Source organism: Pseudoalteromonas gelatinilytica, from assembly GCF_001641615.1.
GTDB classification, from domain to species: domain Bacteria; phylum Pseudomonadota; class Gammaproteobacteria; order Enterobacterales; family Alteromonadaceae; genus Pseudoalteromonas; species Pseudoalteromonas gelatinilytica.
In genome coordinates this window covers 489,581-502,644 of the sequence record NZ_LRRU01000022.1, presented here as the reverse complement: position 1 = coordinate 502,644, position 13,064 = coordinate 489,581, and the positions used below count along the sequence as shown (strand labels likewise).

Sequence of the window (13,064 nt, the reverse complement as noted above, 5' to 3'; positions counted from 1 at the left end):
ACACATAGCCTAGCTATTATCGCTGGTTTTGGCTCACCTGCTTTTTAATAAATTCTCGCGTATCTCTTAACAGCGCCACTCTTGCTGGTTCGTGAACATACATCATGTGACCGCCGTGATAATAGTGATAGTCAATTTTATCAGCGTATATACCGTGTCTATTTAAAGTATATTCAGCATCAAAAAATGGCGTGACAATATCGTAATACCCTGAGGCAACCATCACTTTCATTTGTGGGTTGCTGCGAAGCACATAAGATAAATCCGGCGCAGTGTTGACGTAAGTTGGCTCCCAGCCTTGTCCATCAGGCGCTGTGCGCCAGCGCCAGTTATCTGATAGCTCAGGGTCACCTGGGTTTAAGTATTTTCTTTTCCACTGTACGTTTAAATCTGTACGCATGTATTTCATCAGTGCCGCTTTATATGCCGGCCCTATCACTTTTGACGCATCTTGCTTAGGAGCCGCGGTTAAATCGTCTCTTTCATCAAGCTTATAACGTCCATCAAGAAAGCCTACTGCGACACCCTCATCACGAAATAACTCTTTAGCGAATCTAAAAGCGTTAATGCGTAAATCAACCTGCTCAATATATTGTTTGCTTAGCCCTGTATAACGGTGAAGACCGTCAACAATTCGCGTTCTGTCAGCTTTACTAAGGGCATTACCCTTAAATAATGCTGGTAGTAATTCATCAACTGCAAATTGTCGGCTCGCATCTATAAACGCTTCAAAATTTCCTGATGTGTCTACTTTTTTATGATACCAAGCAGTTGCAGCAAGTGTGGGTATGTAGGTGATGTAAGAAATGATGTTGTCATCAACATAAGGGCTTGAACCTTGATAGTCTAAAGCTTGTGACACAAAAATAATGCCATTTACATTAATCAAGTGTTTATCCATAAGCACTTTAGAAACCGCAGCAGCTCGAGTTGTTCCATAGCTCTCTCCCAATAAAAATACGGGTGCATTCCAGCGATTTTCTTTTGTTAGCCACTGGGCAATAAAATCAGCGATAGAAAATGCATCTTCTTTCAAGCCCCAAAATGCTTTGCTCTCAGTGTCACCTAAAGCGCGCGAGTAACCTGTACCAACAGGGTCCACAAACACCATATCAGTCACATCAAGTATCGTCTCAGGCGCATCTTTTAATTCGTAAGGAGCCAATCCAGGAGCCGTTGCATCGCTTGGTACCACGACTCGTTTCGGACCATAAGCGCCCATATGTAACCAATTAGACGATGAGCCCGGGCCACCATTCCAGATAAATGTGACGGGTCTGTTCTTGTTGTCATCTGCGGCTAGGTAATCAAACGAAAAGATAGCAGCTTTAGGCTCTTCGTTTTTGTTTAACAAATAAGTTTCACCGGCTACAGCTTTGTATTTCAGCTTTGTACCATTAAAGGTGCCTTTATGCTGGGTCACAAATTTAGTGGCTTCGGGTATCGACTTTTTATTGTTTGAATCTGAGACTTCATCTGCATTAACTGCGTTCGTACAAAACGCAAACAATGTAGAGATGACTACAATTTTGAAATTGGCAACATACGCCATGTTTTATTCTCCCTAGCAGGCTTATCTGTATCTGGCTTGAGTGGTTTTATCGCTGAGTGCTCAATTAACCTTTTACTTAAGCATTACTTTTACAGTAAGAACATGTAATTTCAACTATCTGCGATTAACACGAAAAAAGTATAATCAGTATCGGAACAAAAAATATCAGCGTAATCATTTCACAAGCTTCCATCCTTTCGTTATGCTGTTGAGTAATGTGAAATTTTTTATATGAGTTGCTATGTTACCTTTACTTCGTATCTTGTTAATTGAACAAGATCCTGCCACCTTAAAAGAGCTTTCAACGAACCTAGAAAAAACAATCCCTAATTTTGAGCGAAGTGATGTTGATATCGACATTATTGAGTGCATAGAGCTCAAGCAGGCGTTGAAATATGTAGAGGAAGATGGCGATATTCAAGCTGTGGTACTTAGTTGGGATGTACTGAACAATGGCGAGCGCACCTATAGCCGTTTTATCGAGCAATTAAAAGGCATACGCCTTGAGCTGCCTGTTTATGTTATTGGTGACGATACGAAAGGCTTGGAAATCGTTAACGAGTCAGAAGAAATTGAATCTTTCTTTTTCAAAGATGAGGTCATTTCAGACCCTGAAGCAATCTTGGGCTATATGATCAATGACTTTGATGACCGTTCAGAAACGCCATTTTGGACCGCCTATCGTCGTTATGTCGGTGAATCGAACGATTCATGGCACACGCCTGGTCACAGTGGCGGTGCTAGCTTTAGAAATTCTCCGTATATTAAAGACTTTTATCAGTTTTATGGCCGTAACGTATTTGTTGGCGACCTATCGGTTTCTGTCGACTCGCTTGGCTCACTGTCTGACAGCACCAACACCATAGGCCGCTCTCAAGAATCAGCTGCGGCGACATTTGAAGTAAAACATACCTACTTTGTTACCAATGGGTCATCGACTTCAAATAAGATTATTTTGCAAACTTTACTGCGTAAAGGCGATAAGGTGATCATCGACCGAAACTGCCATAAATCAGTACATTATGGCATTTTGCAATCGGCTAGTTTACCTATTTACTTATCGAGTATTTTAAACCCTAAATATGGTATCTTCGCGCCCCCTTCACTGGCTGACATCAAGCAGGCGATTGAACAAAATAGCGATGCTAAATTACTGGTTTTAACTGGCTGTACCTACGATGGTCTGCTTAGCGATTTAAAACAAGTAGTGGAATTTGCACATCAGCACGGTATTAAAGTGTTTATCGACGAAGCGTGGTTTGCTTACTCGCTTTTCCACCCGAGCTTACGACACTATTCGGCTATTAATGCTGGCGCAGATTATGTTACCCATTCGGCACATAAAGTGGTTTCAGCGTTCTCTCAGGCGTCTTATATTCATGTTAACGACCCGGATTTCGATGCCGATTTCTTCCGTGAGATCTACAGTATTTACGCCAGTACCTCGCCAAAATATCAGCTCATTGCATCGCTGGATGTATGCCAAAAGCAATTAGAAATGGAAGGTTATAAATTACTGAATGCTCTGCTGAATCACGTTGCTGAGTTTAAGCAACAAATGGCTTCACTAAAACATATTAAAGTACTCGATAAGCAAGATTTCATGGATATATTCCCACATTTTAGTGGCGATAACATGGGTCACGACCCACTGAAGATCCTCATCGATATTAGTGAGTTACCGTATTCATTAAAGGATATTCATAAATTTCTATTAGATGAAATTGGCCTTGAAATCGAAAAGTACACACACAGCACCATTTTAGTTTTGCTAACTCTTGGTGGCACACGCTCAAAGATCATTCGCCTTTACAATGCGCTGAAGAAACTCGATAGCGGTAAAGTAAAACTTGCCACTTCAATGAGGCGCACACGCCTACCAGAGAATCTACCCGCTATAGACTTAGCCTGTATTCCTAGTGATGCATTCTATGGCGAACGTGAATCTGTACCAATTAGCAAAAGTAACAACCGAATTTGTGCCGGATTAGTGACGCCTTATCCTCCTGGTATCCCGCTTTTAGTGCCGGGGCAACATATCACTAATGAGCATATCGAATATCTTAAAGAGTTGGCGGGTCAGGGCCTGACAATTCAAGGGAGCTTTGATGGCGAAATTTATGTACTAAAAGGTAAAGTGAAAAGCTAAACGTACGTTTAAACCTGAAATACCTCATTGTTATGCAGCAATCCCTATTTATTGCTGCATAACATCACCCTTTTCATATCAAACACTTTGTCTCAATGCTACTGTGCATGCAATCGAAATAATTTATAATCCGTTTTTGATAATTCTAATGCGCAGCCTTAAACCATGCTGCGTTATTGAAATTGTGCGAATTTAAAGACAAAAAAGAGGATGCTAATAATGCGCTTATTACACACAATGCTTCGCGTTGCTGATTTAGATAAATCAATTGAATTTTATACGCAGGTATTAGGTATGAAAGAGCTGCGCCGTGCAGACAACGAAGAGTACCGCTACACCCTTGCTTTTGTCGGTTATGGTGACGAAAAAGATTCGACCGTGCTTGAGCTTACTTATAACTGGGATACTGACAGCTATGATTTGGGTAATGCATACGGTCATATTGCTATCGAGTTTGATGATATTTATAAAGCCTGCAAAGACATTAAAGCTGCTGGCGGTAATGTGAGTCGTGAGCCGGGTCCTGTAAAAGGCGGCACAACTGAAATTGCATTTGTTAAAGACCCTGACGGTTATGCGATTGAGTTAATTCAGAAAAAAGATAACACCACTTTTTGATTCATACCGGCTATTTCAGCGATTGCTGAGATAGCCATTTTGCGAGTGCTTTTTCAAGTTCAGCAAAATTAATTGGCTTTGCGATATGGTCACTGATACCAATTTTTGCGCTTGTTTCGATGTCGTCTTTCATAGCATTAGCACTAACCGCAATAATCGGCGTATCAAAATCTGGCCTTGCAAGTAAGTTTTCGCTGGCAGTTAATCCATCCATCACCGGCATTTGGATATCCATTAAAATCAGCGCGTAATCTTGTGTTAGGGTTTTCTCACAGGCAATTTGTCCGTTTTCTGCCAATTCATAATTTAGACCTAATTGAGTTAAATACTTAGTGATAACAATTTGATTAATCGGGTTATCTTCGGCAATTAATATTGGCTTGTCGACGGCTTTAAAATCGAACTGAGTGTCTTCATCTGATTGGAGTACTTTTGCGCTAGCATCCTGTGGGTTTAGTGATTTAAAATTAACATTAATGGTAAACTCGGTGCCTTTGCCAAGCTCACTGTCGATAGCAATAGTGCCTCCCATCAAATCAATCATCCCCTTACTGATGGCAAGCCCAAGACCGGTCCCTCCATATTCACGAGTGGTGCTATTTTGCGCTTGGACAAAGGGATTAAACAGGGCCGTTATTTTATCTTCAGCGATACCTATGCCTGTATCTTTTACCGATAACACGACGGCTGTCTGGTGTTCATCTCGGCTTTGCAGAGTAAGCGAAAGAATTATCTCTCCTTGATTGGTAAACTTAACGGCGTTAGAGAGCAAGTTAATCAGCACTTGTTTAACACGTATTTCATCACATTCTACATTCAGCGAATGTAATGAGGAGACCTCAAGCCGGCAGCCAACCCCTTTGGCATCACAACTCGGTTTAAATAGTAAGATAAGGTCCTTGCAAAGCGCGACTAAATCACATTGTCGCGACTCGAGCTCTATTTTATTGGCCTCTATTTTTGAAAAGTCGAGAATATCGTTAATCACGGTTAATAACACATCACTACAGTTATTAATTTGCCTTACAAACTCTGCTTGCTCTTGTGTTAGCGTGCTTTTATTGAGTAGCTGCAAAAAGCCCACAATACCATTCATCGGAGTGCGTATCTCATGGCTCATATTGGCTAAGAATTGGCTTTTAACTTGCTCAGAGCGCTCAGCGCGAAGTTTTTCTAATTGTAATGAAGTAATTTGTATATCAATGGTATCAGCCATGCTGCTAAGCGAATCTGCAATATCTTTAAACTCTTGATAATGAAAATCGTCGGTATCTTGTTTGTAATTACCTAATGCATATTCTCGACTAAGAGCAGTAATGCGATTTAGCGGGTTATGGAGTCGTGCCGTCAACCAACGCACTAAGATAAATGAAATAATAGAGAGTCCTACAATTAAAAGGCCTGCCAATATAGCCGTTTGCTTTACAGCGCTGGTGTAGGTGGTTTTTGCTTCATTAATTTGGAACTGTAAACTGGTTGGCTTACCTGCAAAAAAAACATTACTGATAGAGGCCTGCCCCATTAATTTGCCGTTATCGCCAGCATCGCCCACGCTATATAAAATGTTATCTTGTGCTGTAATTTGTACCTGCTTACCCGCTTGATAAACCGGTTGCTCATTGTGTATTGCAAGCCACTTTAACGCCTCTGATAAAGGCACAAAAGACACTAACACGCCCGTTTTAATTATTGGCTCACTGAGAGAATCTTGCTCATGTAGCAATGTAGATGTAATTGCCAGTAAAGCATTTTGTTTTGCCTGTAAAGGTGCTAGCAGCTCAGTAACTTGTGGATTATCAATGATTTGAATTGTGTTTTGCTCTGTTGATGTTTGAGCGCTGTCGAGAATGCTTTTAGTGAGTTTAAAATTCAAATTTAAAGAAGTGATCGGATACCCTTCAACTATAAACCCATTTTTATCAATTACTATCGAGGCTTTTATTTGTGGATTTTGGGCAACAAACTCTTGTAGCTGCACAAGCGCGAACTGTGAGTACACCACTTTATTTGGCAGCTCAGTTATCGCCTTAGTGCTACTTAGTAATTGGCTATTTTTCTCAAGCTTAAATAAGAGTTGTTCAAGACTGGCTGCATTATTTCTAGCTTGCCATTGCAAACTCGTATTTGCTTGGTCAATTGAGCTTAAATAGAAACGCCCTATCATCAAAGCAGCAAGGATCAGTAAGGGAATAATGACCAGTAGTAATACACTGATAAATAAGGCGCGGCTAAAGCGTGGACTACTCATTCATCCCCTTCATTGGCAATCGAACGCTCTGCCAACCCTTGCATAAAAAGCCCCGCTTGCTCAGCAGTTAAGGCCCCACTGCCATAGCGAATAAATCCTTTATTTAATACTTCCCATACGATGATCATAGATGCGGTTGAAGGCATAGGCTTTGTGAATTGTATGGCATCAATTAAGGTTGATAACTCAGTGCCTTGTTGTGCTTTAAGGTTATTTAAAACCTCAGTGTTAACTGGGATATCTTGAAGCTTTTGCCAAACCAGTGTTTGGAATTTTTCTGCTTGAACCAATTTAGCAAATTTGATCAAGCTCTCTTTATTTGCGCCATTTAAAGCATGGTTTGGAAATGCCAGCACAAAGGTTGAGTAATAAGGCTGCATATACTCACCATTGAGTTTCGGTAATTGTTGTATTCCTAAATTATTACCCAATGCCTCTTCATAAGTTTTTAATGCCCATGCACCATCAATGGTGAAAGCGGCTTGCTGCGCTTTAAATGCATTATTTGAGCAAGTGTAATCGCACTGCCTATCAACCAGGTTTTGTTTATTTAAACCCCAAACAAATTTGAGAGCCGATTGCATAGCCGGTGTATTAAGTTGAACTTGATTATCTACAATTAGGTCGCCATTAAAAGCTGATAAGAACGGGATAAACCAATACATCTCCATAAAACTCCATGTAACGAGTTTCATTTTTTCAGGCAATGTTGGTTGAATTTGGTATATATCCTGCCAATTTTCTATTGGCTCTTTAACAAACTGCTTATTATAAAAAAGTAGCAAGTGATTCCCTTGAATGATGGGTATACCTAAGAGCTCATTGTTTAACTTTGCAGTTTCTAAGGTTCGCTTGTCTGTGGTATCAGCTATGAGTGAGTCTGGAATGGTGCTGTAGTTGGCATATTTATCAAGGCCTAAGTGATCAGCGGGTACAATAACAACGTCTGTTGAGGTGCTGGTACTGGTATTTTGCACCAGCCTGACTTTTAGCGCCTTTTGGTCAACCAATACAGAGTTAACCGTTAAACCGCTTTGCTCTGCAAACTCACTAAGCAATTGGTTAAAATGTTCATGCTTCATGGTATGGGCTAGGTTTATCGTTGCTGCATAGCCATCAAACGTAACTAATAGCACCGCCAGCCAAAATACTCGCCACACGCTAATGTCTACTCAAAATGAATTAAAATTACTTTTTAGTTAAGCACATATGCCTTAAATTGCCCAGCCTAATCAAGGGTTTTCTTAAACCTAAATGCAGCCACAGCCAAGCCCAAAATAGTAAAAACTAAAAGCCAAAGTAAGTCACTGCTCATACTTATTAAATTAACATCTTTTAGCACGATTCCGCGTATTAATCTTAGGTAATGCGTTGCGGGCAGGCACTCAGCAAGCCATTGCGCTGCCTTTGGCATACCTTCATAGGGAAATACAAAACCTGACAATAAAATAGAAGGTAATAGAATGAAAATTGTCATTTGCATTGCTTGAAGCTGGTTTTTAGCGATTGTCGAAAGTACTAAGCCAAGCACTAAACTGGCACATATAAAGGCAAAGGTTGCGACAACCAATGCGACTAAACCACCTCCAAAAGGAATATGAAACAATAGCTTACCCATACCTAATATAATAAATAACTGAATAAAACCAATGAAGATATAAGGCACCACTTTACCAATCATTAATTCAAGTGAGCTTAATGGTAAGGTGATTAAGAGCTCCATATTACCTCGCTCTTGCTCTTTAACAATGGCAGCAGAGGTAAACATAATCATCGTCATGGTTAAAATGACAGCAGCTAGACCTGGCACAATATTCACCGCAGAGCGTTGCTCTGGGTTATAAAATAAGGTCGTCTCAAAGGTAGGGTAAGTTCGATTCGCAGGTTTATCGAGAAGCTCTGCAAGCGGCATATTGCGCAGCGATTTTATGCTCGACGCGACCATTGTATCGGAGCCATCAACTAACCAATGCGCAATTGGCCTGACTAACGACTCATTACTGCCATCAGGCAAACCAAAACCAACGGTTGGGTGCTGAGCAAGTCGGTTTGCCACATCGTGGGGTATAAACAGCACAGCCCGCACTTTCGCACTGGCGATTGCTGTTTGTGCCTGTTCAATACTGTCGTAATAATCAGTCACTTTAACCACATTTGTCGCCGATACTGTTTGTACTAAAATGCGGCTGAGCGCAGTTTGACTATGATCGACCACTGCAACAGGGATATCTTTAACGTTGGTGTTAATAGCGTAACCAAATAGAATCAGTTGGATAAGGGGGATCATCACCACCATCGCAAAGGTCATTCTATCGCGACGTAATTGTAATAATTCTTTGCTTACAATTGCTTTTATGCGGCTTAATGAAGTCACAATACTCATTGTCGGCCCTGCCCTGTGCAGGTAACAAACACGTCTTCAAGGCTTGGACGCACACTATTTACTTGCCATGTATCCTGGCAGAATGATTGCTGTTTTATGAACTCAACGGGGTCTTGAACATCTTTTTTTACTAATACTCGCAGCTGTGCACCTAGCTGAGTTGCCGAGATAACATGGTCGATTGTTGCGAGTTGTTTTTTTAATTCTCTGGTTTGCGCCCCTGCGATTTCTACAACATGAGCGTGCATGTCTGTCATTAATTGCTTTGGAGAGCCATCCGCGCGTTTAATACCAGACTCTAAAATGGCTAAACGATGACAACGCTCGGCTTCATCCATGTAATGAGTGGTGACTAATATCGTGGTACCGGCATTACTTAAATCAAACAGTGTTTCCCAAAAGTCACGGCGATTTTGTGGATCTACAGCCGATGTTGGTTCATCAAGAAATAAAATTTTCGGTTTATTAATCACTGCAGCAGCCAATGCTAAGCGCTGCCGTTGGCCCCCACTCATACTTCCGGCCATTTGATCGACTCTTTGATCAAGGCCATAGGTATGGAGCAATTCGTCAATTCTTTGTTGTTTTTGCTGCTTTTTAAACGGGTAAAGCGCCGCCATGAACTTTAGGTTTTCAAGTACGGTCAAGTCACTATAAAGTGAAAACTTTTGCGTCATATAACCGAGTTGTGTTCTGAGCTTTTCAGCATCTTTTGGCAGACTCAAGCCAAGCACATTGATATCACCTGAGGTTGGCTTCAATAGCCCCGTAAGCATACGGATTGCGGTCGTCTTACCACAGCCATTAGGGCCCAAAAAGCCATAAATTTGCCCTTGCTCAACGTCTAGATCAAGGTTATCAATCGCTTTTAAGTCGCCAAATTGTTTTACCAAACCTTTGGCATGGATTACCGATTCAGTCATGGCATAATCACTTGAGCAGGTACGCCTGTCGGTAAATTATTTTCACTTGCAGGTAGTGTTACCTCAGCAAGATACATTAATCGCGCACGCTCTTCCTGATTAAGGGCATAAAAAGGCGTGAACGCTGGCTCTGTAGCAATCCAGGTCAGTTCACCCTGAATATCTTTATCTATGCCATCGACGCGAACCGTAAGTGTCATCCCCTGATTGAGCTTGGCACGATATGGTTCAGGGATATATACGCGTGCGTAAGGTGCGCTGTTTGCTTGGATAATAACGACAGGGCTGCCTTTAGTAACTCGCTCACCTACGTGCCAAGGTAAATTATCGACCCTGCCAGCACGCATCGCTTTAATTGACAGATCTGAGAGGTATTTTTGCTGTACTTTTAGTTCTGCTTCTGCCGCCTGAACTTGCGCTTTCGCACTATTAATATCTTCAACCCGAGAACCATTTGTTAACTCATTTAAGTTCTGCTTTGCTGATTCTAAATTAGCAAAAGTCTCATCTCGTGCAGCGGTAGCACTGTCTAAGGTTTCTTGACTTGCGAGTTTATCTTTAACTAAGGTTTTTGCACGGCGAAAATTAGCTTCGCTTTGCGTATATGCGGCATTGGCAGCTGCTACTTTGGCTGATGCGGAAGCAACTTCTTCGGGGCGAGCACCATTCAAGGTTTTTTCAAGAAATGCAGTGGCTTGAGCTAGTTGAGCTTGTGCTTTAGCAACAATCGCTTGTTGTAGTTCGGCATCAAACTTTGCAATCACCTGCCCTTTTTCGACCAACTGCCCTGCTGAGACGGGTAAATCAATCAGTATTTCGTTAGTCGTTGCAGGATGGATCACACGCTCACGCTCAAGCGTTCCTAGCGCTACTCCCTCATTTGAGTCAGAGCAAGCAGTAATGACTAAAGAAATTAGTATGAGTACAACACGTTTAGCTAACATTTTAATTTCCTTATGGTTAGCTGATGAGTTGCTAAATACTATAAAGTAATAAAATGATCAGTAAAAGTGTTCAATAGGAATTAAAGTTTTATAAATATATGGAGTCTATATCGTAAAGATATATGAGAATAAGGAATCTTAAGTCAAAAAACCTTAGTTCTATTTGAAATGATTTAAAAGATAGTCTTTCCAACACATTAACTTACTTAATGTAAGTGGCGTCCCCAAGGGGATTCGAACCCCTGTTACCGCCGTGAAAGGGCGGTGTCCTAGGCCTCTAGACGATGGGGACGCAGAAATTGGTTTGCAAATCACTGATTTGCTATTCCTGCGTAAGATGAGACCGAGCCTGCGAGGCGAATGGCCTTAGCTTAAACAGAAAGTTTCTGTGTCACTAGGACAACTGAATAGTTAGACTCGATTCAGACGAGCTTTTAATAACACAGCACTTAAACTAAGTGGCGTCCCCAAGGGGATTCGAACCCCTGTTACCGCCGTGAAAGGGCGGTGTCCTAGGCCTCTAGACGATGGGGACACAAAGTGTGTCACTAGGACAACTGAATAGTTAGACTCGATTCAGACGAGCTTTTAATAACACAGCACTTTTAGTAAGTGGCGTCCCCAAGAGATTCGTACTCTTGATAACGTCGTGCATAGATTGCGCGGTGTTCACCGCCCCACTACACATAACCTACTTAAATAAGTGGCGTCCCCAAGGGGATTCGAACCCCTGTTACCGCCGTGAAAGGGCGGTGTCCTAGGCCTCTAGACGATGGGGACACAAAATGTGTCACTAGGACATTAAATGATAGTTTTACTCATATCGGAGTTAAGGTTACTAAAATAACATGTAAGTACTCGAGACTAACATATTTATTTTCTTGGCAATTGCTCACTTACTTAAAGTAAATGGCGTCCCCAAGGGGATTCGAACCCCTGTTACCGCCGTGAAAGGGCGGTGTCCTAGGCCTCTAGACGATGGGGACGCAGAAAACTGCAACCCTAGGACAAACACTATGCAAATCTGGTGGAGCTATGCGGGATCGAACCGCAGACCTCTTCGCTGCCAGCGAAGCGCTCTCCCAGCTGAGCTATAGCCCCGACTTGCATACACACCACCAATTAATGTTGGTTGTGTATCGCTGAGTGCGGGGCGCATTCTATGCAGCCCCCCAAATAAAGTCAACAGTTTTTTATCTAAGTTTATTTAAATGATTTAAATTTCAACAAGCTGACTAAATATCAATCCGTTACGGAGGTATTTTATACAAAGCGCTATCAAATTAGCTATTTTGGGCTAATTGCATTGCTGGTTGGTTATCAAAGGCTCTCTGCTTTTGAATTTACTCCCTTAAAAAAGGTATACATTTATATGCAAAATAAAGTTCGTTACCTAAAGCTTTAAATAAAACAACTTCGCCCTACCCTACTTTGTTTTTAATCGTGCTAACTAGAGTGCAATTAACTGATGCAAATTTATTGATATGAAAAACCGTTTTAAAGATTTACTGTATTCATATCATTTTGGAATGATTTGCACAGGCATAGAGCTATAGATCAAGCACTGAATATAAGCTTATGAATATAAATTGCATATTTGTTCGTCAAAAAATGCTTAAATGCCATGTCATTGTTTATAAAAGCTGCATCTAACACATTTTTACTCATTCAAGTGTTGACACAATTACAACTCTATCTATAATAGCGCCCCACAACAACGCAGCAATGAGTTGTTTTAGATATGGGTCGTTAGCTCAGTTGGGAGAGCATCGCCCTTACAAGGCGAGGGTCACTGGTTCAAGTCCAGTACGACCCACCATTATTCCCTAATGGTGTTCATATCTAAATTCTTAATGGGTCGTTAGCTCAGTTGGGAGAGCATCGCCCTTACAAGGCGAGGGTCACTGGTTCAAGTCCAGTACGACCCACCATTAAGAAAATTTGCTGTATGTAATATGGGTCGTTAGCTCAGTTGGGAGAGCATCGCCCTTACAAGGCGAGGGTCACTGGTTCAAGTCCAGTACGACCCACCATTTTTTAAAGTGGTGTTTCATATTACAAAAATCTAAATGGGTCGTTAGCTCAGTTGGGAGAGCATCGCCCTTACAAGGCGAGGGTCACTGGTTCAAGTCCAGTACGACCCACCATTAAATAAACTTTGATGGTATTTTCATTTAGATTATTCTTCGCGGGTCGTTAGCTCAGTTGGGAGAGCATCGCCCTTACAAGGCGAGGGTCACTGGTTCA

The 13,064-nt window shown here is 41.5% G+C and carries 8 protein-coding genes and 9 tRNA genes; 6 read left to right on the top strand and 11 right to left on the bottom strand.

The window, feature by feature from the left end; genetic code table 11:
- Window positions 1-16: 16 nt before the first annotated feature.
- Entirely contained in the window at window positions 17-1,552 is a 1,536-nt protein-coding gene (locus tag NH153_RS19660; RefSeq protein ID WP_063707032.1) for a S10 family peptidase, read from the bottom strand.
- 241 nt (window positions 1,553-1,793) lie between these two features.
- Between NH153_RS19660 and NH153_RS19655 the strand changes: the two genes are divergently transcribed.
- Together NH153_RS19655 and gloA are read left to right on the top strand one after the other, a co-directional pair.
- A complete protein-coding gene (locus NH153_RS19655; RefSeq protein ID WP_054553700.1) occupies window positions 1,794-3,701 on the top strand; it encodes an aminotransferase class V-fold PLP-dependent enzyme in 1,908 nt (635 codons plus the stop codon).
- 219 nt (window positions 3,702-3,920) lie between these two features.
- Window positions 3,921-4,319: a lactoylglutathione lyase gene (gene gloA, locus NH153_RS19650; RefSeq protein ID WP_063707028.1), complete on the top strand. Its 399-nt coding sequence runs from the start codon at window positions 3,921-3,923 to the stop codon at window positions 4,317-4,319.
- A gap of 10 nt (window positions 4,320-4,329) precedes the next feature.
- On the opposite strand, the gene NH153_RS19645 is transcribed toward gloA, so the two are convergent.
- The 10 genes from NH153_RS19645 to NH153_RS19600 all read right to left on the bottom strand — a co-directional run bounded on the left by NH153_RS19645 (window position 4,330) and on the right by NH153_RS19600 (window position 11,918).
- Window positions 4,330-6,567 (bottom strand): ATP-binding protein, encoded by a 2,238-nt coding sequence (locus NH153_RS19645; RefSeq protein ID WP_063707026.1) that lies wholly within the window; start codon window positions 6,565-6,567, stop codon window positions 4,330-4,332.
- Window positions 6,564-7,727, bottom strand: a complete 1,164-nt coding sequence (locus NH153_RS19640; protein WP_063707016.1) for a sugar ABC transporter substrate-binding protein — start codon at window positions 7,725-7,727, stop codon at window positions 6,564-6,566. The genes NH153_RS19645 and NH153_RS19640 overlap by 4 nt, the downstream gene beginning before the upstream one ends.
- 68 nt (window positions 7,728-7,795) lie before the next feature.
- A complete protein-coding gene (locus NH153_RS19635) occupies window positions 7,796-8,944 on the bottom strand; it encodes an ABC transporter permease (protein WP_105181625.1) in 1,149 nt (382 codons plus the stop codon).
- A gap of 2 nt (window positions 8,945-8,946) precedes the next feature.
- Entirely contained in the window at window positions 8,947-9,873 is a 927-nt protein-coding gene (locus NH153_RS19630) for an ABC transporter ATP-binding protein (RefSeq protein WP_062567026.1), read from the bottom strand.
- Complete coding sequence (locus NH153_RS19625) at window positions 9,870-10,817, bottom strand: HlyD family secretion protein (RefSeq protein WP_063707014.1); 948 nt, start codon at window positions 10,815-10,817, stop codon at window positions 9,870-9,872. Before NH153_RS19625 ends, NH153_RS19630 begins: the two co-directional genes overlap by 4 nt.
- Before the next feature lie 216 nt (window positions 10,818-11,033).
- Window positions 11,034-11,109: transfer RNA gene (locus NH153_RS19620), tRNA-Glu, on the bottom strand.
- A gap of 167 nt (window positions 11,110-11,276) precedes the next feature.
- Window positions 11,277-11,352: transfer RNA gene (locus NH153_RS19615), tRNA-Glu, on the bottom strand.
- A 169-nt stretch (window positions 11,353-11,521) separates the two neighbouring features.
- A tRNA-Glu gene (locus tag NH153_RS19610) sits at window positions 11,522-11,597 on the bottom strand.
- Between the two features lie 130 nt (window positions 11,598-11,727).
- A tRNA-Glu gene (locus NH153_RS19605) sits at window positions 11,728-11,803 on the bottom strand.
- 39 nt (window positions 11,804-11,842) lie between these two features.
- Window positions 11,843-11,918 (bottom strand) — tRNA-Ala (locus NH153_RS19600).
- A 642-nt stretch (window positions 11,919-12,560) separates the two neighbouring features.
- Here NH153_RS19600 and NH153_RS19595 point away from each other — a divergent pair.
- The 4 genes from NH153_RS19595 to NH153_RS19580 all read left to right on the top strand — a co-directional run bounded on the left by NH153_RS19595 (window position 12,561) and on the right by NH153_RS19580 (window position 12,964).
- A tRNA-Val gene (locus NH153_RS19595) sits at window positions 12,561-12,636 on the top strand.
- Window positions 12,637-12,672: 36 nt separating this feature from the next.
- Window positions 12,673-12,748 (top strand) — tRNA-Val (locus NH153_RS19590).
- Between the two features lie 26 nt (window positions 12,749-12,774).
- Window positions 12,775-12,850 (top strand) — tRNA-Val (locus NH153_RS19585).
- 38 nt (window positions 12,851-12,888) lie between these two features.
- Window positions 12,889-12,964, top strand: a tRNA-Val gene (locus NH153_RS19580).
- Window positions 12,965-13,064: the final 100 nt, after the last annotated feature.

Excerpts from the sequence above, each read along its gene's own strand:
- NH153_RS19660 (WP_063707032.1), bottom strand. The coding sequence starts at position 1,552 with ATGGCGTATGTTGCCAATTTCAAAATTGTAGTCATCTCTACATTGTTT.
- NH153_RS19655 (WP_054553700.1), top strand. The coding sequence starts at position 1,794 with ATGTTACCTTTACTTCGTATCTTGTTAATTGAACAAGATCCTGCCACC.
- gloA (WP_063707028.1), top strand. The coding sequence starts at position 3,921 with ATGCGCTTATTACACACAATGCTTCGCGTTGCTGATTTAGATAAATCA.
- NH153_RS19645 (WP_063707026.1), bottom strand. The coding sequence starts at position 6,567 with ATGAGTAGTCCACGCTTTAGCCGCGCCTTATTTATCAGTGTATTACTA.
- NH153_RS19630 (WP_062567026.1), bottom strand. The coding sequence starts at position 9,873 with ATGACTGAATCGGTAATCCATGCCAAAGGTTTGGTAAAACAATTTGGC.
- NH153_RS19625 (WP_063707014.1), bottom strand. The coding sequence starts at position 10,817 with ATGTTAGCTAAACGTGTTGTACTCATACTAATTTCTTTAGTCATTACT.